Source organism: Gammaproteobacteria bacterium (assembly GCA_033720895.1).
In the GTDB taxonomy this organism is placed as follows: Bacteria; Pseudomonadota; Gammaproteobacteria; order Natronospirales; family JAJUFS01; genus JAWWBS01.
In genome coordinates this window covers 1-20,802 of sequence record JAWWBS010000021.1, presented here as the reverse complement: position 1 = coordinate 20,802, position 20,802 = coordinate 1, and the positions used below count along the sequence as shown (strand labels likewise).

Annotated in this window: 18 protein-coding genes; 11 read left to right on the top strand and 7 right to left on the bottom strand. The window is 62.2% G+C overall.

Going from position 1 to position 20,802, the window contains the following annotated elements:
* Positions 1-30 precede the first annotated feature (30 nt).
* The 4 genes from R3217_04975 to R3217_04960 all read left to right on the top strand — a co-directional run bounded on the left by R3217_04975 (position 31) and on the right by R3217_04960 (position 4,633).
* Entirely contained in the window at positions 31-1,878 is a 1,848-nt protein-coding gene (locus R3217_04975) for a DUF885 domain-containing protein (protein ID MDX1454792.1), read from the top strand.
* 158 nt (positions 1,879-2,036) lie between these two features.
* Positions 2,037-2,399: a hypothetical protein gene (locus R3217_04970; protein ID MDX1454791.1), complete on the top strand. Its 363-nt coding sequence runs from the start codon at positions 2,037-2,039 to the stop codon at positions 2,397-2,399.
* A 142-nt stretch (positions 2,400-2,541) separates the two neighbouring features.
* Positions 2,542-3,969, top strand: coding sequence for a hypothetical protein (locus tag R3217_04965; GenBank protein MDX1454790.1), 1,428 nt, complete (start codon positions 2,542-2,544; stop codon positions 3,967-3,969).
* 55 nt (positions 3,970-4,024) lie between these two features.
* Positions 4,025-4,633 (top strand): VWA domain-containing protein, encoded by a 609-nt coding sequence (locus R3217_04960; GenBank protein MDX1454789.1) that lies wholly within the window; start codon positions 4,025-4,027, stop codon positions 4,631-4,633.
* A 10-nt stretch (positions 4,634-4,643) separates the two neighbouring features.
* Here the strand turns inward: R3217_04960 and R3217_04955 are convergent, their stop codons facing one another.
* Entirely contained in the window at positions 4,644-4,928 is a 285-nt protein-coding gene (locus R3217_04955; GenBank protein MDX1454788.1) for a GIY-YIG nuclease family protein, read from the bottom strand.
* Between the two features lie 112 nt (positions 4,929-5,040).
* Here R3217_04955 and putP point away from each other — a divergent pair, with 112 nt between their 5' ends.
* From putP to pepE, 4 genes are all read left to right on the top strand, one after another.
* The gene (putP, locus tag R3217_04950; GenBank protein MDX1454787.1) at positions 5,041-6,513 is read left to right on the top strand and encodes a sodium/proline symporter PutP; all 1,473 of its coding nucleotides are present in this window, start codon (positions 5,041-5,043) and stop codon (positions 6,511-6,513) included.
* Complete coding sequence (locus tag R3217_04945) at positions 6,503-6,940, top strand: MAPEG family protein (GenBank protein ID MDX1454786.1); 438 nt, start codon at positions 6,503-6,505, stop codon at positions 6,938-6,940. Before putP ends, R3217_04945 begins: the two co-directional genes overlap by 11 nt.
* An 82-nt stretch (positions 6,941-7,022) precedes the next feature.
* On the top strand, positions 7,023-9,623 hold the full coding sequence (locus R3217_04940) for a DUF2339 domain-containing protein (protein ID MDX1454785.1): 2,601 nt from the start codon (positions 7,023-7,025) through the stop codon (positions 9,621-9,623).
* A gap of 30 nt (positions 9,624-9,653) precedes the next feature.
* Entirely contained in the window at positions 9,654-10,367 is a 714-nt protein-coding gene (gene pepE / locus R3217_04935; protein ID MDX1454784.1) for a dipeptidase PepE, read from the top strand.
* A 34-nt stretch (positions 10,368-10,401) separates the two neighbouring features.
* Here pepE and R3217_04930 read toward each other — a convergent pair whose 3' ends face one another.
* Positions 10,402-11,673 carry an HD-GYP domain-containing protein gene (locus R3217_04930; GenBank protein ID MDX1454783.1) on the bottom strand — a complete coding sequence of 424 codons (1,272 nt, stop codon included), beginning with the start codon at positions 11,671-11,673 and terminating at the stop codon, positions 10,402-10,404.
* Positions 11,674-11,837: 164 nt separating this feature from the next.
* Here R3217_04930 and R3217_04925 point away from each other — a divergent pair, with 164 nt between their 5' ends.
* A complete protein-coding gene (locus R3217_04925) occupies positions 11,838-12,977 on the top strand; it encodes a DUF4097 family beta strand repeat-containing protein (protein ID MDX1454782.1) in 1,140 nt (379 codons plus the stop codon).
* Between the two features lie 74 nt (positions 12,978-13,051).
* Here R3217_04925 and R3217_04920 read toward each other — a convergent pair whose 3' ends face one another.
* Both R3217_04920 and R3217_04915 read right to left on the bottom strand, forming a co-directional pair.
* Positions 13,052-13,246 (bottom strand): helix-turn-helix transcriptional regulator, encoded by a 195-nt coding sequence (locus R3217_04920; protein MDX1454781.1) that lies wholly within the window; start codon positions 13,244-13,246, stop codon positions 13,052-13,054.
* On the bottom strand, positions 13,243-13,635 hold the full coding sequence (locus R3217_04915) for a hypothetical protein (GenBank protein MDX1454780.1): 393 nt from the start codon (positions 13,633-13,635) through the stop codon (positions 13,243-13,245). Before R3217_04915 ends, R3217_04920 begins: the two co-directional genes overlap by 4 nt.
* Positions 13,636-13,790: 155 nt before the next feature.
* On the opposite strand from R3217_04915, the gene R3217_04910 reads away from it, so the two are divergent.
* A complete protein-coding gene (locus R3217_04910; GenBank protein MDX1454779.1) occupies positions 13,791-15,467 on the top strand; it encodes an amidohydrolase in 1,677 nt (558 codons plus the stop codon).
* Positions 15,468-15,518: 51 nt separating this feature from the next.
* On the opposite strand, the gene R3217_04905 is transcribed toward R3217_04910, so the two are convergent.
* A complete protein-coding gene (locus R3217_04905) occupies positions 15,519-16,655 on the bottom strand; it encodes an alpha/beta fold hydrolase (GenBank protein ID MDX1454778.1) in 1,137 nt (378 codons plus the stop codon).
* 99 nt (positions 16,656-16,754) lie between these two features.
* Positions 16,755-18,176 (bottom strand): DASS family sodium-coupled anion symporter, encoded by a 1,422-nt coding sequence (locus R3217_04900; GenBank protein ID MDX1454777.1) that lies wholly within the window; start codon positions 18,174-18,176, stop codon positions 16,755-16,757.
* A 67-nt stretch (positions 18,177-18,243) separates the two neighbouring features.
* On the opposite strand from R3217_04900, the gene R3217_04895 reads away from it, so the two are divergent.
* Positions 18,244-18,768 (top strand): GNAT family N-acetyltransferase, encoded by a 525-nt coding sequence (locus R3217_04895; GenBank protein MDX1454776.1) that lies wholly within the window; start codon positions 18,244-18,246, stop codon positions 18,766-18,768.
* Between the two features lie 5 nt (positions 18,769-18,773).
* Here R3217_04895 and R3217_04890 read toward each other — a convergent pair.
* The coding region (locus tag R3217_04890; protein MDX1454775.1) for an efflux RND transporter permease subunit at positions 18,774-20,802 on the bottom strand (2,029 nt) is incomplete at its 5' end.

The following is a 20,802-nucleotide window of genomic DNA, read 5'->3' as shown; positions in this document are numbered from 1 at the left end:
CGGGCACTTGTTCACGTCCGAGGAAATTCCATGACTGTCTTCAAGAACCTCATTCGACTGTCCGGCCTGCTGCTGGCGGGCCTTGTGATCTCCGCCTGCTCGGAGGCTCCCGAGACCGGCGCAAGCAGCGAGCCCGTCGCGCCGCCTGTTGCCGAAGCCGGCAGCAGTGAAAAGGCACAGCAGCTGGACGCCCTCTACGAGGAATACTTCGAGCTGTCTTTGCAGCGCTACCCGCTGTTTGCCACCTCCATTGGCGACTACCGCTACAACGACCGGTTCACCGTCAGCATCGCGCCGGATTTCCGCGCCGAGACGGCCCGCATCAATCGCGAGTACCTGCAGCGCGCGCTGGCCTTCGGTGATGAAGGACTGACCGGCCAGGACCTGTTGAGCTTCCGCATGTTCGTGCGCGAACTCGAGCGCGACATTGCCGGCGAGCAGTATCCGGAGCACCTGCTGCCGATGAACCAGTTCTACTCCACACTGAATTCCTTCGTGCAACTCGGTTCGGGCGGCGGCGTGCATCCTTTCGACTCGGTCAAGGATTACGAAGACTTCCTCAGCCGTGTCGATGGATTCGAGCAGTGGGTCGACCAGGCCATCGCCAACATGCAGGAAGGCATTGAAAAGGATGTCGTGCTGCCGAAGGTGCTGGTGCAGCGGGCCATTCCGCAGCTGGAAGCCCAGCTGGTCGATGACATCGAAGAGAGCCTGTTCTGGAAGCCGGTGACGAGCTTCCCGGAAGACTTTTCGCCAGAAGACCAGGAAAGACTGACGGTGGCTTATCGCGACACCATCGAGGGTCGCATCATCCCGGCCTACCGGAAGATGCGTGACTTCCTGGTCGAGACCTACGAACCCGCTGCACGTGAAACCGCGGGCATGTGGGACCTGCCGAATGGCGACGCCTGGTATGCCTTCAAGGTCGAAGGCACGACCACCACGCAACTGACGCCGGCGCAGATTCACCAGATCGGCCTCGACGAAGTCGCGCGCATCCATGAAGAAATGCGTGGCGTGATGGAAGACGTCGGCTTCGAGGGAACCCTCGAAGAGTTCTTCGTGTTCATGAACGATTCGCCGCAGTTCATTGCCGACAGCCGCGAGGACCTGCTGGATCGCTACGAGCAACGTCGCGAAATCGTGGCGGCCAACGTCGGCAAGGAATTCGATATCGCACCGAAGGCGCCGTTCGAAATCCGCCCGGTCGAACGCTTCCGCGAAAAGAGCGCCTCGAACGCTTCGTACCGCACTGGCACGCCGGACGGTTCGCGTCCGGGCATTTTCTACGTCAACACCTATGACATTTCGGCCCGACCGATCTGGACGGTGGAATCGCTGTACCTGCATGAGGCCATCCCGGGGCATCACTTCCAGCTGAGCCTGCAGCAGGAACTGGAAGGCCTGCCGCGCTTCCGCAGCTTTGGCGGCCAGACGGCCTTCATCGAAGGCTGGGGCCTGTACACGGAAAACCTTGGCAAGCCGCTTGGTCTGTACACCGATCCCTACCAGTACTTCGGCAAGCTGAATGCCGAGCTGTGGCGTTCCATTCGCCTGGTGGTCGATACCGGTCTGCATTTCAAGCAGTGGAGTCGCGAGGACGTGCTGGAATACATGTATGCCAACTCGGCAGTGAAAGAGGCACGAGCCGTGTCCGAGGCCGAGCGTTACATGGCCATTCCTTCGCAGGCGCTGGCCTACAAGATCGGTCAGTTGAAGATCTCCGAGCTGCGTGCCCGGGCAGAAGCCGCGTTGGGTGATCATTTCGATCCGCGTGACTTCCATCGCCAGGTGCTGACGGACGGCTCGCTGCCGTTGTCCATCCTGGAGGAAAAGATCGATCGCTGGATCGCCAGCGTGCAATACCCGGCCGACTGAAGCCTGCTATTGCATGCAAGCCCCGATCCGGCTTTACCGCCGGGTCGGGGTTTTTTGTATTGGAATGAGTCAATCCACTCATGAAACAGGGAAAGGCCGGAGGGCAGGGTTCGACCCGACTTTGAATAATTGACAGGTCTCGAAACGGAGTTTGAGCCATGTCTGCACGCTTACTGCCCGCACTCCTGCTGCTCGCCAGCACCCTCATGCTGATTGCCTGCCCGGCCGGGCAGGAGCGACGCAGCGAACAGCGCCAGGTTGAACACCGTTGGCAGCTTGATCCCCACAGCCAGTACTTCGACTACCTGCCTGCCGACCTGCAGCTGGCGCGTCGGGTGGATGGCCGCAGCCTGGCCGAGGATGTCTGCGTCGCGCTTGGCGGTCGCCTCGAGCCGACCTCCTTCAACAGCAGGACCCGGGCAATTCCCTGCCTATTCGAGGAGCGCGACATGCGTGAACTGGTTGTTGTCGGTCAGTTGCAAGCCTTGCCGTTGATGGCCGCCGACAATGAAGGCAGTTGATCAGTTTTGACATATCTCATGTGAACTCTGTCTCAGCTTCGAACATTCCTGCTGATCCATTTCCTATTTGTGATTGACCCCTCGGCTTGTTCACTTCGCCTCCATCAAGGTAACCGGACAAGAACAGGATATTGGGGGCGACATGTCTGCAAACGATTTCCTCACCATCACGCCAGTGCCGCTGCTCTCCATCGCGATCTGGCTGCTGCTCGGCATGGTATTCCTTTATTTTGCGCGCGAGCCGGCCCGGGCGGGCTTGCTGCAGCTGGGCAACAGTCTTTACCGAGCGTGTCGACTCGCTGCGCACGGCCTGGCTTCTGCCGAGAGCCGCATGGCTGCCCGAAATCGCGAAGTTCTGCTGTCGCAAGGAAGGGAAGCCGCCGAACGGGCCATCGAGCGCGAGTTCGAGCGGATCGAACATTCGGTGCGCAAGGAGCTGGGTGACTATCCGGCGCTTCATCGCCAGGTGTCGGAAGCCATCACGGCGATCGAGGAGGATTACCAGAATTCACGCGAAGTGCCTCCTGCGCCACCGGGCTGGGTCGATGCTGTCGATGCCGTGGCCCGCATTCCCAAGGCTGATGCCATGGTCGGCAAGGTGCTGGACGACATCCATGTTTCAATGAAAAAAGCCGAAAAGCGTGCGACGAACGAATACCGCAAGGACGCCCGCCAGCGCCATCGCCTGTTGAGCAAGGCGCGACCGCACTGGCGTGCACTGGTCGATCGTCTCGCTGGTGCTGAATCGAAGCTGCAACGCCTGCTGGATCGGGCGTCATCCATCGACAACCACATGGGCGAGTACAAGGAGATCACGCGCGGTGACGATGCCGCCTTGCGTCGCCTCTCGTCTTCCTCGCTGACACAGTTCTTTGTCGCAGCCTTCGTGCTGGCGATTGCCGTCGGCGGTGCCATCATCAACTTCAACCTGATCGCACGTCCGATGTCGGAAATGGTAGGTGGTACCGGCATGGTGGCCGGCCTGAAGGTCGCCGATATCGCTGCGCTGGTGATCATCCTGGTGGAAATTTCCATGGGCCTCTTCCTGATGGAGTCATTGCGCATCACGCGGTTGTTTCCCGTCATCAGTGCGCTGGAAGATCGCACCCGGCGGCGCATGATCTGGATTTCCCTGACCATCCTCACGATTCTTGCCTCGGTCGAAGCAGGGCTCGCATTCATGCGGGAAATCCTGGTGCAGGACGAGCTGGCGACCAGCGCCATGTTGCGCGGCGATGCCGCAGCGGCCACCGAGCCGCGCTTCATGTGGATCACCACGGCCGCGCAAATGGGCATGGGTTTCATCCTGCCGTTCGCGCTGACCTTCGTGGCCATTCCGCTGGAAACGTTCGTCAATTCGCTGCGCACGGTGCTTGGCATGATTGGCGGTTTCCTGCTTCGCGCGATTGCCACCGTATTCCGCATCGTTGGCAACGTCAGCCGTGGCGTCGGCCGTTTCCTCGCATCTTTCTACGATGTGCTGGTGTTCCTGCCGCTGTGGATTGAAAACGTCGTCAGGCAGAGGAACGGCCAGGCGAGCAGCTCGCGCCTGTCGAGCAGGGAGGCATGAAATGAACGACCTGAAGACATTCCGCAACAGGATCCTGCCGATACTCTTGCTGGCCATGCTGGCCGCCTGTTCCAGCGAGCCGCAGCCGAATGGCCGCGGTGTCTACATGCTGCTGGATACCTCTGGCACTTACACGGAAGAGCTGGACAAGGCGCAACAGATCATTGCCTACCTGCTGACGCGTCTCGAGCCCGGCGATGCCTTTGCCGTCGCACGGATCGATACCGGCAGCTTCAGCGAAAAGGACATCATCGCCAAGGTCTCGTTCGACGATCGTCCGAGTGCAGCCAACCAGCAGAAGCGACAGTTCCTCGAAAAGGTGAATGCCTTTGTCGAGGAGGCGCGTGGTTCCGCCTATACCGATATCACCGGCGGCATGCTGCAGGCCGTCGAGTACCTGAACGAGCAGGATGTCGGCAACCGGACCGTGCTGGTCTTCTCCGACATGAAGGAAGATCTGCCGGACGGCTATGTCCGTGACATTGCCTTGCCGATGGACGATGTCGAAGTCGTTGCGGTCAATGTCACCAAGCTGCGGTCGGACAATATCGACCCGCGTGAATACATGGATCGCCTGGCCGAGTGGCAGGTGCGCGTCGAAACCGGTGGTGGCGAGTGGCGGGTGGTCAACGACCTGGATCGACTCGGCCAGTTGCTGAAGTAATCTTTTCTGTTTACCCCTGCCTGGACGGATACGGATGCGCGCTGGCCCAGGCCAGCCGCTCCGTTCTGCTCAGTTTCTTCAAGGCATGCTCGGCCTTCGAGGCTTCGCTACGATCGGGCAAGCGGCTTGCGCCCAGGATCCTGACGGGCGGATTCGCGCGGGTGAAGCGCGCGCCCTTGCCGCTGGCGTGTTGCGCGAAACGGGCCTCGACGTCGCGTGCTATGCCGGCATAGGTACGCCCGTCCCGGCATTCCAGCAGGTAGAGATACCATCCATCCTGCTTGTCACCGGCCATTCCTGTCCTCCTGCTTGCAACCATCCCGCCGCTGTGGCGTAGTTCTTCGTCATGAAACTGGCTGGCCCGCGGGCTGGCCGACACGCTATCCGAATCCTGCAGGGGAAACAGCATGACGGCAAACGTGAGCATCGTCATCGGGACCTTCATGGTCTACATGGCCATCATCCTGGTGATGGCCTGGATATCCTGGCGACGCACGGCCAACCTCTCCGACTTCATCCTGGGTGGCCGCTCGCTGAACTCCTGGGTAACTGCGCTGGCCGCGCAGGCATCCGACATGTCGGGCTGGCTGCTGCTGGGCCTGCCGGGCCTTGCCTATCTGGCCGGCCTGGAGGCCATCTGGATGGTTGCCGGCCTGCTGCTGGGAACCTACCTGAACTGGAAGCTGGTGGCGCAAAAGCTGCGCGAAGCCACCGAAAAGCTCGATGACGCACTGACCCTGCCGGATTATTTCGAGCGGCGCTTCAACGACGATCTCCGCATCCTGCGGCTGGTTTCCGGCGCCTTCGTGCTGTTCTTCTTCACCTTGTATACCAGCTCCGGTTTCGTGGCCGGCGGCAAGCTGTTCGAGGCGCTGTTCCAGATGCCATACCACTGGGCCCTGCTGGCCGGTGGCGCCGCGGTGATTTCCTATACTTTCTTCGGCGGGTTCCTGGCCATTTCCTGGGCTGACGTGCTGCAAGGCACCTTGATGTTCTTCGCACTGGTCATTGTCGCGCTGATGGGTCTGTGGCTGATTGATGGCTTTGCCGGCATCAACCAGACCTTCAATGCCCTCAATGCCGAGATGCTAGACCCCTACACCGCTGCTTCCAGCGGCGAGGCGCTGGGCTGGATCGGCATTGCCTCGCTGGCAGGCTGGGGACTTGGCTATGCAGGCCAGCCACACATCCTGGCCCGCTTCATGGCGATCAATGATCCCAATGGCATTGCCGCCTCGCGGCGCATTGCCATGGTCTGGGTGACCGTGGTGCTGGTCGCCGCGATGCTGGTCGGATTCACCGGCGTCGGCGTGCTGGATCGGCAGCTGACCGGCGATGACGCGGAGAAGGTATTCATCTTCATGTCGCTGGAACTGTTCCATCCCGTCGTTGCCGGCATCTGCCTGGCAGCCATCCTGGCGGCGGTCATGAGCACGGCGTCGGCACAATTGCTGGTGGCATCCAGTGCCTTTGCCGAGGATTTCTACAAGGGCCTGTATCGCAAGCAGGCGTCGGAAAGGGAATTGCTGTGGGTCGGACGACTGGCCGTGCTGGGCATCGCCCTGCTGGCCTTGTTCCTCGCACGCGACCCTGACAGCAAGGTACTTGATCTGGTGGCCTGGGCCTGGGCCGGTTTCGGTGCTGCATTCGGACCGGCGGTCATCCTGTCCCTTTACTGGCCGGCGATGAACCGTGCTGCAGCTCTGGCGGGCGTGCTGGTGGGCGGCCTGACGACCATCATCTGGCCAATGCTGGGAGATCGCTTCGGCGGCGTGTTCGGGCTTTACGAGCTGGTGCCCGGCTTCTTCCTTTCGCTCCTGGTGATCGTGATTGTTACCAAAATGACTGACCGCAAGGAGGGCGCTTCTCATGCCAGCTGATATCGATATTCTCCATCCGGTTATCGCGATGATCGGCCTGACGCTGCTCGTCTGCCTGCATCTCTATTTCGTGCGCGTGCCGCGGATGATTCGCGATCGCATCCATCCGCAGAAGATGGCAACCCGCAGGGAACGGGCTGGTGTCGAGATTTCCCGGTATGAAACGCTGGCCAGCGACAACCTGCAGAACCTGTTCGAAGTGCCGATCGTCTTTTATGTCACGACCCTGTTGATCCACATGATGCAGCTGGCGGATGACCTGTTCATCGGCCTCGCCTGGGCGTTCGTTGTCACGCGGGCGCTGCACTCGCTGGTGCATTGCTCGTACAACAAGGTCACGCACCGCTTCATGCTGTTCATCAGCGGTGCCTTGATCCTGATCTTCATGTTCCTGCGCCTGGCGGCGCAGGTCTTTTTCGCTCACTGACATCCAGGGGCGAAACCGGCCGGTTCGTCTGCCTGGGGAACGTCGGCAGATGCGGGGCTGATTACTCATAGGGGAGCGCGTCATGCCGTGGATCCTGGCATTGGTATTCCTGGTTTGCGGGGCCGCCCTGGCGGATGAAGGTTTTTCCCTTGCATTGCTGGCAGCGATCGTTGGCTGGCTGCTGGGCACGGTGGTCAACCTGCGGGACGAGTTGCATGTCCTGAAACATTCGGCGGCATCGCGCCGCGAGCCACCAGTCACCCGACCTGCCGAAGCTCCTGAAGAAGCGAAAGCGGTCCCGTCTTCGTCACCTGATCGAATTGCGTCGACCACGGTCGAACCGCGGGAACAACGCAAGCAGCAATGGCAGTCGCCCGGTGGCGGTGGCGATGACTCCGGTTTGCGCGATTTCAATTCGATCATCCAGCCAGCCCTGCGCTGGCTGCTCAGTGGCAACGTACCGGCCAAGGTGGGCGTGGTCATTTCCTTCTTCGGCGTGTCCTTCCTGCTGAAGTACGCTGTCGAATCCGGCCTGCTCAGCTTTTCGCCCGTCATCCGGATCCTTGCGGCGCTGGCATTCGGTATCGGCCTGCTGGTGCTCGGCTGGCGCTGGCGAGAATCGCGCCGCAGCTATGCCATGGTGCTGATGGGTGGCGGTATCGGCATTCTTTATCTCGCGGTGTTCGCTGCGTTCAGGCTTTACCACCTGGTTCCCGCTGGCGTGGCTTTCCCGCTCATGGCCCTGATCGCAGCGGGCAGCGTCTGGCTGGCGGTAGGCAATCGGGCGTTCATGCTGGCGGCACTGGGTATTACCGGTGGCTTTCTTGCGCCGGTGCTGGCGTCGACCGGCACGGGCTCTCATGTCGCACTCTTTTCCTATTACCTGCTGATCAATGTCGGCATCGCGGCCGTTGCCTGGTTCCGTCACTGGCGCTTGCTGAACCTGATCGGCTTCACGTTCACTTTTGTCATCGGGGCGACCTGGGGCGCGCAGTATTACCGGCCGGAATACATCTGGTCGGTTGAGCCGTTCCTGGTGGCGCATTTCCTCCTGTATGTCGGTATCGCGGTGTTGTCGGCCCTGCGGCAACCCTTCCGCCTCAAGGGCTATGTCGATTCAGCACTGGTGTTCGGCCTGCCGCTGGTGGTCTTCGCCCTCCAATCCCTGCTGCTGGACGATGTCGAACGCGGCATGTCATGGGCTACGGTGGAGCTCGGGCTTTTCTACGTCTTGATGTCGCAGGTCCTGGCGCGGCGTTACGGGGAAACGCTGAAGCTCCTGGCGCAGAGCTTCCTGGCACTGGGTGTCGCGTTCCTTACTATCGCGGTACCGCTGTGGTTCGAGGCGCCCTGGATCTCCGGCACCTGGGCGCTGGAAGGTGCGGGCATGGTCTGGATCGGTTTGCGCCAGGGCAGATCGCTGACCCGCTATGCAGGCATCGTGTTGATCATCGCGGCCTTCCCTGCCTTGCAGGCGAGCCTGCATGGCCAGTCCAGTGACATGGCCTTGTTGAATGCGCATTTTCTCGGGATGGTTACGATTGCCATCCCGGCGATCTTTGCCGGTTGGTGCCATGAGCGCACCAAGGTTTCCGACAGCCTGCTATGGACGCGCTTGCTGGCCTGGCCAGGGCTGGTGCTCTGGCTGTATGCCGGCGGCCAGGAGATCGATCAATTCGTCGGCAGATATGAAGCGGCGGCGGGGATCGGCTTGCTGGCGGGTACCGGGCTTGTCTTGTGGGCACTGCTCCAGAAAACCGCATCGACCATCCTCCGGCAGCTCGCGTTCAGCCTGGTGCTGCTGGCACCCTGGCTGGCGCTGGCAGGCCTGCTTTCCGAGGGCCATTCCCTGGAAAACTGGCGCTGGCTGGGCTGGTCCCCGGTTGCGGGCTTCGTTTATCTCCTGCGGCGCGAAGAGGCCAGCGTCCACCTGCGAGGCTGGATCGACAGTGCGATCCTCTGGTCCAGCGGCATTATCGCGAGCGACGTCGTGCATGCGCTGGCCGAGGACTGGTTGCCGGGCCAGCTATGGGATGGCGAGCTGGCCATCCTGGCGGCGTGCGCCGTTGCCTGGCTGGTAGCGCGATTCCTGCCGCTGTCGAACAGTGCCCTGGCTCGCAACCAGGAGGCCTATCTTGCCATCCTGTTGCTGGTCGCGATCCTGAACGGTGTCGCCCACGCGGGTGGGCAACAGCCCTTGCCCTACCTGCCGCTGCTGAATGGCTTGTTCCTGTCGACGCTCGCGGCGCTGGCCACTGCTGCCTGGCTGACCCGCGACCAGTGGCGTCACAAGCTCGTCGGCAAGCTGGTCATGGCCGGTGTGAGCCTGCTCGTGATCACCCAGGAGATCGGTCGCGCGACCCACCAGTTCACCGATGTGGCGTATCGCCTCGAGCCGCTGCTGCGGTCCGATGTCTTCCAGGCTTCCGTCTCCGTGGTGTGGTCGATCATCGGCATCAGCGCCATGGTGTTCGGCGCACAGCGCCAGTCGCGCGAGACCTGGATGGCCGGCGCCGGCCTGATGGGCGTGGTGGTGGTCAAGCTGTTCCTGGTGGATCTCGGCAACACCGAGACCGTGGCCCGCATCGTGTCCTTCATCGGTGTCGGCGTGTTGCTGCTGGTGGTAGGCTATTTTGCGCCGGCCCCGAAATCTGCCACCGGACCGGCGAGCCACGTTGAATGACAATCGCCTGACCATGGAGGTCTTTCCAGCATGAACAAACGCAACCTCCTGTTGCTGTCCTCGTCGCGATCAGCCACGACGGGCTTCCTGGAAGCCTGCGACGCCGAAATCCGCGAGACGCTTGGCACCATCAAGCGCGCCGTATTCATCGGTTACGCGGTGGTGGGCGATGAAAGTCATGCGCGCTTGCACATGGTGGACCAGCGCCTGGCAGAGTTCGGCGTGAGCCTGGAGCACATCACCGTTTCGGCAGATCCCGTCGCCGCGATCGAGTCGGCCGAAGCCGTGCTGGTATCGGGCGGCAACACCTACTGCCTGCTGGATGGCCTGTACCGAAACGCCGTCCTCGATCCCTTGCGCAGGCGCATTGCCGAGGGCATGCCCTACATCGGCTGGAGCGCGGGCTCGAACGTTGCCGGTGCGACCATCTGCACCACCAACGACATGCCGATCATCCAGCCACCGAGCTTCCGCGCGATCGGGGCCGTGCCGTTCCAGTTGAACCCGCATTTCACCGATGCCATGCCGCCGGGGCATCGCGGCGAAACCCGCGAAGACCGCTTGCGCGAGTACCTGGCATTGCATCGCGATGGCCGGGTCGTCGGTATTGCCGAGGGTGGTGCCTTGCGCGTGCAGGGGGATTCAATGCGCCTGTGCGGCGAGCACGATGGCTGGCTCTTCCGGCATGGCGAGCCACGCATCCGGTTGGCGGCGGGCAAGGATATCAGTTACCTGCTGGATTGAACTGCCGGGAAGGGTGACCGTACAGGCCGGTACTTCAGATATGGATCACTTCCGAACCGCCATCGATGAACTCCTCGTTGGCAATCCGGTGCATGGAAATGTCGTGGCTCTTGGGATCGACGATGCGGCGGACGCTCCAATCGGTCTTGGCGTCCATCGCGGCTTGTGCTGACAGGCTGACGTAACGCCGCGGCTTGTAGAAATCGCCGCTCTTGTCCTTTACCAGCATGACCACGGGTCGCAGCTTGTTGCGCGGATCATTGGTCATGACCACGCCAATGGCGCCGTTGGCCAGTTCCACCGTGCTGCCGACCGGGTAGATACCGACGCACTTGATGAATTCCTGCACCAGCTCGCGACCGAAGTCCGAGGGGGCCATCTGGTACATGGCATTGAGGCCGTGGTCGGCCGGGATGCCATGATGGTAAACGCGATCCGATGTGATCGCGTCGTACACGTCGCAGATGGCCGTTACCAGCACGGCGGTAGAGATCTGGCTGCCTTCAAGGCCATCAGGGTAGCCCTTGCCGGAAATTCGCTCGTGGTGGTAGCGGATGATCTGCAGGGCCTGCGGCGGGATCGCATTGGTTTCCTTCATGATTTCATAGCCATCGACCGGATGGCGTTTCATGATTTCGAATTCTTCCGGCGTCAACTTGCCAGGCTTGTCCAGCACTTCCTTCGGTGTGCGCATCTTGCCGACATCATGCAGCAAGGCACCGAGGCCGATCAGCTTGATCTGTTCCCTCGGGAAGCCGAGATGCGAACTGAACGCGATAGACAGCACGCAGACATTGATGCAGTGCTGGGCCGTGTAGTCGTGCGCATTCTTCAGCTGGGTCAGCCACAGGGCTGCATCGGCATCCTCCGAAATCAGTTCCACCATCTCGGTCACCACGGCCTTGGCCGTATCGGTGTCGATGGCGTTGCCGAGGCGCACGTCGCCCAGCAGCTTGTCGACGTACTGCCGCGTTTTCTTGCGAGTGACGTAGACCTTCTGGAATTCCCGCTCGAAACTGACCTTGCGCTCCTGCGACGCGATGGCCTGCCATTCGCCACGGGACTGCTTCGGGTTGGCATCAGGGCGTGCGTTGACGGACAGGCGAATGGTCTTGTCATCCTCGCCATCGTCGGATTTTGCTTCATCGACAATGACGAATTTGCACAGCTCGCGAATCTGGTCGAGTTCTTCCCCGGATTCGATCTTGAAACCCTGGAAGAGGAAGGGGCTGTCCACCCACGGGCGATCGAGCTCCGCCACGTAGTGACCAATATCAAGCTCTGAGACTTCAACCTTGCGTTTCATCCCGAGTCGCTCTCCCCATTATTGGTAACGCGCCACGACCTTAGATTATGTAATTTAACGGCTCAGTAACACTGTCAGTATTTTCTGAATCCGGGCTTAAACCTTAGTCCTCGGGGCCGCATCATAAGTTCATGAAATATGGCCCAATCAGACGGGGATTCAATATGTACAAGACAAACACGCACACGACACTGGCCTTCGGCCTGCTGGCCTGCCTGGCGCTCGCTGCCGGCCCGGTTCTCGCCGACGAGACCGTCCGCGACAAGCGCAGCCAGGTCCTGGCGGGCGCCGATGCCCTCGAAGTCGTCAATCTCATGGGGCAGGTCAGCCTGGAACCCGCGGCAGGCAAGGATTTCGAGATCGAGGCCACCGTGGTGGCCACGGCGGACAATGCCGCCGAGGCCAGCCGCATTGCCGGCCTGATCAGCCTCCAGGAGGAGCGCTGGGGAGGCGGCAAGCGGATCCTGACCCGCTACCCGGTGGATGATTACGATGTCTACGTGTATTCCGATGACCGCCACCGCGGCTACAACGTCTCGACCGGCTACCAGGGCGAGCGGGTGAACATCCGCTCCAGTGGTCGTGGCCTCGATGTCCACGTGGATTACGTCATCAAGGTGCCGGCGGGCGCTTCCGTTCGCTTCGAGAACAAGATCGGCACCATTTCTGCAACAAACGTCAACGGCGACCTGGACCTGGATACGGCATCCGGACCCATCAAGGTCGAGGGTGGCGAGGGTGAAACCCGGGCCGATACGGGTTCTGGCAGCGTCGACATCCGGGACCGCCGTGGTGACGTGATGGCCGACACCGGATCCGGTGCGGTATTGATCAGTGGCATTCTCGGCGATGTCGAGGCCGATACCGGCTCGGGTGGCGTGGAAGTCAGCGCCGTCGAGGGCCGGGTGGAAATCGACACCGGCTCCGGTGGCGCCACGCTCGATGCCATCCAGGGTGACATTCATATCGATACCGGGTCGGGCGGCGTGATCGGTCGCGGCCTGCTGCAGGTCAAGGAGCTGTATATCGACACTGGCTCGGGTCGGGTGGACCTCGAAGGTGATTTCAGCACGGTTCGTGATCTCGAGATCGATACCGGCTCCGGTGGCGTCAAGATCCTGACCAGCAGCACCTTGAACATGGAGCTCTACATCGAGACCGGCTCGGGCGGCGCGCGCGTGGAATTGCCGGAGATGTCGAATGTCCGCACGGATCGTGGCGAGTTCAGTGCCCGCATCGGCAATGGCGAGGGACGTGGTTACATCGACACCGGTTCGGGTGGGGTGCGAATCCTGTCACGCTGAGGATTCGGAGCCCGCACGACAAAGCCCCGCCCGGTTTCCAATCGGGCGGGGCTTTGCTTTGCCGGACCTGGTATTCAGTCCTCGGGAAAGAAGATCTGCTCGATCGCTTGATCGAAGACCCTGGCAATGCGAAACGCGACCGGCAGGGAAGGATCGTACTTGCCTTTTTCGATGGCATTGATGGTCTGGCGCGAGACATCGATCTTCTCGGCCAGGTCCTGCTGGGTCCAGTCCCGCTCGGCGCGGCATACCTTCAGCCGGTTCTTCACTGGAATCTCCGGGTCACGATGCCCTGCATCAGCCCCCAGAACAGGATGCCGAACATGGCGATCCAGAAGAGGCTGAAGGTCGGAAAGCCGGCATAGGCCTGCAGGAAACCGATGGCTATGCAGCCGACCAGGATGACCCCCAGGCTGGTCATGGCGGCAATCATCTGGATCTTCTGCTGCATTTCGTCGCTGCGTTTCACGAAACGGGCGATCGCGCGCAGGCCAAGCAGGATTGGCAGCACCGGCAGCAAGGCCAGGAAGATGCGCCAGACGCTGTCCTCGGGGAACTGGCGGACCGTGTAGCCGGTGCCGATGGTAACGACGGTGTAGAGGATGGCGGCGAGTCCCATCTCCTTGAAGTAGATTCGACCGTTTTCTTTCGGTTGCATCGTGCCTCCCATGATGACAAGTGACCTTTACACGCATTCTGGCAGCTCTGGCGCGGATGTCAAGGGTCGTTTACATGCCGTTTTCCCTGTCACCTTGCCAGCGCGGTGGTCATTGGCGATGCTTGGCAACCGCATCATTGCATCAGGAGTGTTACATGCGCAGCATCTTGCTCGTTGTCGCCCTCGTTGGAATCAGCCAGCTGCCTGGCTGCAGCCAACAACAGCCCGCCGATCTCGTCTTGATGGGTGGCGAGGTCCACACCGTCAATCCGAAGCTTGTCGATATCAAGGCGGTGGCCATTCGGGATAAGCGCATTGTTGCGGCCGGTGGTGAAGGAGAAATGGCGGCATTGATCGGCGAGGGCACCAAGGTGGTCGACCTGCATGGCCAGCATGTATACCCGGGCTTCACCGATGCGCATGCCCACTTGCTGGATATCGGCGATCGCGAGCTCAGCCTGAGTCTTGACGGTACGGAATCCAGCGCAGCCCTGCTGGCTCGCCTCAAGGCGGCGGTCGCCATGGCCGAGCCCGGTGAATGGGTCATCGGTCGTGGCTGGATCGAGACGCACTGGGATCCACCGGTGTTCCCGACCCGCCAGGACCTCGATGCGGTCTCGCCCGATAATCCTGTGTCACTGGAGCGCGCCGACGGTCATTCCATCGTCGTGAACTCCATGGCCCTGGCACTGGCCGGCATCGATGCCGATACCGAGGACCCGGCGGGTGGCGACATCCTGCGGGATGCCGACGGTGTACCAACCGGCATGCTGGTCGACAATGCGATGGACCCCGTGCTGGCGCTGTTCCCGGAGCGCAGCATTCCCAAGGCACAGGCCTACCGTGTCGGCGCGGCCCGCTCGGCACGTCTCGGCTGGACACAGATACAGGATGCCGGGGTCAGCCTGTCGGAATCCGAATTGCAGCGTGAACTGGCCGCGGCGGGCGAGCTGGATGTGCGGGTATACAGCGCGGTCTACGGTCCGGATGGCGATACCCCGACCCTGCTGGAACTGGGACCGTTCGCCAGCGACGACCTGATGTTCGTGCGTCGCGCCATCAAGATCCAGGTGGATGGTGCCTTGGGCTCGCGCGGTGCTGCCTTGCTGGAGCCCTATGCCGATGCCGACACCGATGGCCTCGTTCGCTGGAGCGAAGCAGAACTGCTGGAGGTCTATCGAGAGGCCCTGCGAAAAGGCATCCAGCTGCAGACCCATGCCATTGGTGATCGTGCCAATCGCATGGTGCTCGACCTCTACGCCCAGGCCTTCCGGGATGTCCCCGCGTCGGAACGTGCGGTGGCGGAACCGCGCTGGCGCATCGAGCATGCCCAGCTGCTGGCGCCCGAGGATTTGCCGCGCTTTGCCGAACTGGGCGTGATCCCGTCCATGCAGCCGTCGCATGCCATCGGTGACCTGCATTTCGCTCCGACGCGACTCGGGATGGAGCGCCTCGACGGCGCCTATGCCTGGCGTGAGCTGCTGGATTCCGGGGTGGTGATTCCTGCTGGCAGCGATGCGCCGGTAGAGGTGGGAGATCCGCGCATCGAATTTTATGCGGCGGTTGCGCGCCAGGACCTCGAGGGGTTCAGCAGCAAAGGCTGGCACCCGGAGCAGGCCATGACCCGCGAAGAAGCGCTGAAGAGCCTTACGCTGTGGCCGGCAATCGCTGCCTTCCAGGAAAAGGATCGCGGCAGCATCGCCATCGGCAAGCTGGCTGACTTCACCGTCCTGGATACCGACCTGTTGACGGCGCCGATCGAGGAAGTGCCCGAGGCCAAAGTGGTGATGACCATCGTCAATGGCAGGATCGTGCACGACGCGCGACATTGAATTCGGAATAGAAAGAAACCCCGCCTTGATGCGGGGTTTCTTTTGCCGGCATCAGCGGGCTGCGTGCCGGTCTCCGGTTACCGCATCCAGCCAGCTGACCATGTCTTCCAGTGGCTGCTGCTCGATCGGCAGGAAATCGTCCTCGGCCAGCGTGGCCGCCTTGCCCAGCGAGTGGCCCAGGTCCGGGTAGCGCTTGAGCGTCGCACCGTCACCCAGCATGGCCTTGAGTGCATCGGCATTGCGCGGCGGCACGTTGGCGTCATGCTCGCCGTGCAGCAGCAGTACCGGCTGGCCTTGCAGCGCCTGGCGCTGGTCCAGCAGGTGCGGCAGGCCGCCCTCGGCACCGTAGGCCGCCATGTTGGCGAGCACCAGCGGCATCACCTCGGTCTCGAGGTCCACCTGGTTGTCGCCGTCCTGGTCGAGTTTGCGGTTGATGCGCGGATTCGCCATGCCGTGGGCAGGATCCATGGCGATGCCGACGTACCCCTTCACCAGCATGCCGGCGCTGCTCTGGAACACGCGCTTGATGTCGTGGCCCGTCAGTTTCGCATCGCCCGTGTAGTCCTGCACGAAGGGGATGGTCACCTCGGTCCACTGGCTGCGGAACACCGCCTGTATGGGTTCTGCCACCGGGCCTTGCAGGATCAGGCCGGCCAGGTCGCGACGCTCGGCCAGCGCCGTGCCCACCAGGCTGCCTTCGCTCCAGCCGAACACGAACAGGCGATCAGCGTCGACACCCGGATGGGCAGCCAGCACGTCCAATGCCGCCGCCGCATCGTCCACCAGCTCGGTCAGCGTCAGCCTGGCGTACTTTTCCATCTCCACCTGCATCGGGCCGGATACGTAGCGCTTGTTGTAGCGCAACACGGCATAGCCGTTGGCACTGAGATGTTCTGCGATGTCCTTGAGAATGTGCGACCGGATGCCGCCGCCAAGTTTCGGCAGGGTGAAATCCATGTCGGCAGGCGTTGCGCCATGGATCAGCAGCACGCCGGGCACGGGGCCGTTGCTGGTCGCGGGCAGCGTCAGCTCTGCCGCACTTTGCCAGTCAGCCATTGGCACGGTGGACTCCACACGGCGGATCTCGTCGGCATGGCTTGTGTTCATGCTGGCCAGGACGACCAGCAGGGCCAGCATCCAGCCGCGCAGGCTGCCCTGGCTGCAGAGGGCGGGTTTCAGCTTTCTCATGATGATGCTCCTTATGTGTATGTATATTGTCAATATGACAAACAACCTTGACACATAAGGTAGAGCGTCATTTCCACTATGTCAAGTGACATTTACATATCAAGCAACCATGAGAACAATCAGCAAGGCAATGATGGGCGCCAGCAAGAGGTTAAGCACCAGGCCCGCCCGGATCATTTGCTGCAATGGCACGCGGCCACTGCCGAACACGATGGCGTTGGGTGGCGTCGCCACAGGCAGCATGAACGCACAGCTTGCCGCCATGGCGACCGCCACCAGCATGGGCAGCGGCGGCAGGGACAGGCCGACTGCAACGGCGGCGAGGATCGGAATGAAGGCGTTGGCGGTTGCCGTGTTGCTGGAAAGCTCGGTGACGAACACCACCATGAACACCACCGCCGTCACGCTGACCCACAGGGGCAGGCCTGCCAGACCCCCGAGGCTGCCTGCAATCGCTGCATCAAGGCCGCTGGCACCAATCGCCGCCGCCAGGCTCAGTCCGCCACCGAACAGCAGCAGGATGCCCCACGGTGTCTTCTCCGCGGTCTCCCAGTCGAGCAGTGGCTCGCCCTTGCCATCGGGCAGCAGGAACAGTGCTATCGCCGCGGCGATCGCGATGCCGGCATCGCTCAGCCCGGACAGACCCGGCAGGCTGCCAAGCCAGCCTCGGCAGATCCATAGCGTGGCGGCGCTGGTGAAGACCATCGCGACGCGCTTTTCGGCTGGCGACATCCGGCCCATTTCAGTGAGTGCACGGCGAATGACCGGGCCGGGATCGCCGGGCAGGTCTTTTGGCAGGTGGAACAGCGTATGGGTCAGCAGCCACCAGGTCAGTGGCAGCAGGATGGCCACGGCCGGCAGGCCGAATTGAATCCAGTCCAGCATGGTCACCGGCATGCCCAGTTCGCGTTCCGCAAAGCTGGCCAGCACCAGGTTGGGTGGGGAGCCCAGCAGCGTGCCAAGGCCGCCGATGGAAGCGGCGTAGCCCGTTCCCAGCAACAAGGCATTGGCCAGCGCCGGGTCGCTGTGGCCTTCACCTTCTTCCAGCATCGCCAGGGTGCTGAGCGCGACCGGCATGAGCATGACCACCGTTGCCGTGTTGGAGATCCACATGGACAGCAGCGCACTGGCCAGCATGAAACCGCCGATCATGCGCCGCGGGCCGGTACCTGCCCAGTGCACGATAGCCAGTGCGACCCGGCGGTGCAGGCCGGATTTCTGCATGGCCAGGCCGAGGAGGAAGCCGCCGAGGAAAAGGAAGATGATGTGACTTGCGTAGGGTGTGGCCGTCGCCTTGATATCCATGACGCCCAGCAGGGGAAACAATGCCAGGGGCAGCAGCGCGGTGGCAGCCAGTGGCAGCGCTTCGCTCATCCACCAGGCTGCCATCAGGGTCGCCACGGCCGCCGTGCGTCGGGCCGGTTCATCCAGCCAGTCGGCGGTCAAGGCGTATACCAGCAGGGCCGCAACGGGCCCGGCGATGACTTTCAGCCAGTGGCGTGAATCGGTGCTTGCGCGCATCCCCTTGCTCCGTGCCTCACGTTATTCTTCTAGACTTCCACTGGGGAAGGGCAAGTGGTCACTTTACATGTTCGAAATAGAGACTGCTCGTTGCCGGGTGCGGACCTGGCGCAATGAATCGCGCGACCTTGCAGCGCTGACGCGCTGGACGCGGGATGCCAGGATGATGCGCTTCATCACCGGCGAAACCTGGAACGACGACCAGCGGGCGATGTTCCTCGAACGCCAGGCGGCTTACCTGCGCGATGTCGGCATGTGCTTCGGTCCGGTGGAACACCGTCTCGGCGAGCAGGTGATCGGGCTGGCCGGGATGTCACCGCTGGAGCATGTCGCGGAATACCAGGTTGGCTGGTGGATCGATCCCGAGTGGCAGGGCAAGGGGCTGGCGACCGAGCTGGCACGCGGCCTGATACGCCATGCCTTCGATGTGCTGGGAATGACGCGAGTGCTGGCAGTGATGTACCCGGGCAACCATGCCTCGCGCACGGTTGCCGAGCGCGCGGGAATGCGCTTTCTCGAGACGCGCCTGGCGAGCGAGATCGAGAGTCGCTGGAAAGCGGAGCCCTGTCACGTCTACGTGGCCGAAGCCTGAGCCTGTCAGGCGTCGTCCCGTTCCTTGCGCAGATTCCGGATGCGGCGCGCGATGAAATCCGGCGAGCGGGTGTTGCGTGCCAGCATCGCATAGGCGGCCGGCACGACCGCCAGGGTCAACACGGCGGCAATCATCACGCCGAAGAAGATCGTGACACCCAGTGCCTGGCGGCTTTCGGCGCCGGCCCCGGACGCCAGCATCAACGGCACGGCACCGAATGCCGAGGCGAGACTGGTCATCAGTACCGGACGCAGCCGCACGGTTGCGGCATGCACCACCGCCTGCGTGAATTCCTCGCCCTTGTCCCGCAGCTGGTTGGAAAATTCGACAATCAACACGCCGTTCTTCGCGGCCAGGCCGATCAGCAGGATGATGCCGATCTGGCTGTAGACATTCAGCGAGACGCCGGTGAAATACATGCCGACCAGTGCACCGGTCACCGCCAGCGGTACCGTGAACATGATGATCAAGGGGTGGCGGAAACTTTCGAACTGCGCTGCCAGCACCAGGTAGACAATCAGCAGTGCCACGAAAAAGGTGTAATAGAGGGATGATCCGGAATCCTTGAACTCGGCCGACTCGCCGTCGTAACTCAGGCGAACGTCATCCGGCATGCGGTTGATGACGTAATCCTCGATTGCTGCCAGTGCTTCACCCAGCGCCACGCCATCTGCCAGCCCGGAATAGATCGAGATGGAGCGCATGCGGTCGAAACGTCGCAATTCGGCAGGGCCCGCCGTTTCCTGCAGGGTAACGAGGTTGCCCAGCGACACCAGCTCGCCGCTGGTCGACGAGCGGACGTAGATATTGAACAGGTCGTTCGGGCTGGCACGATCGGCATCCTCTGCCTGCAGGATGACATCGTATTCCTCGCCGCGATCCTGGTACCGGGTCACCACCCGGGAGCCCAGCATGGTCTCCAGCGTCCGACCGATGGCCGTCAGTGACACGCCCAGTGCGGCAGCACGCTCGCGATCGACCGCAATGTCGATCTGCGGCTTGCGTTCCTGGAAGTTGGAATCGAAGCCGACAAACATCGGGTTCTCGTCCATCCAGGCCATCAATTCGTCACGACGCTCCTTCAATGTTTCGTAAGAGCCACCACCCAGCACGATCGCGACCGGTCGGTCGCCGCCACCACGAATGCCCAGGCCGCCAGGTGTCGCCACGCGCACGCGAACACCAGGCAGGTCGGCCAGGCGTTCACGCGCCTCGCCGGCGATCTCGAACGAACTCCGCTCGCGGTCGTCCCAGTGGGCGAGCAGTGCCAGCGCCCGGCCCGAGTCGACACCGCTGCTTCCCCAACCGCCTGGAATGCGGATAAGGACGCGATCGACTTCGCCACGCTCGACCTGGTCCATGATGACCTCTTCCACTTCATCCATGTAGCGACGCGTGTATTCGAAGCTCGCACCTTCGGGTCCGGAGGCGGTGACGAAGTACACGCCACGATCCTCGCGCGGCGAGTATTCCACCGGAATCAGATTCAGCATGCCGACCGCACCGACCAGCACCAGCACGGTGAACACCACCATGGGCCACGGTCTTGCCACGACCTTCTCGAGTGCCCGCGCATAGCGTGCCGACAGCTTGTCGAACAGCACATCGACCCGGTGGGCAAAGCCCGTGCGCGAGCTGGGCCCCTTGAACAGTTGCGAGCTCATCATCGGTGTCAGGGTCAGGGCCACCAGGCTGGAAAAGCCGATGGCAGCAGCGACTGCAATGCCGAATTCACCAAACAAGCGGCCCACGTTGCCTTGCATGAACGAAATGGGAAGGAACACCGAAATCAGCACCAGCGTGGTGGCGATGACGGCAAAGGCGATTTCGCGCGAACCGTCCAGTGCGGCAATCAAGGGCGGCTGGCCCTGTTCGATGCGACGGTAGATGTTCTCCAGCACCACGATGGCGTCATCGACCACCAGGCCGATGGCAAGCACCAGCCCGAGCAGCATCAGCACGTTGACCGAGAATCCCAGCGGCTCCACCACCAGGAAGGAAGAAAGCAGGGCGATGGGTACCACCACGGCCGGA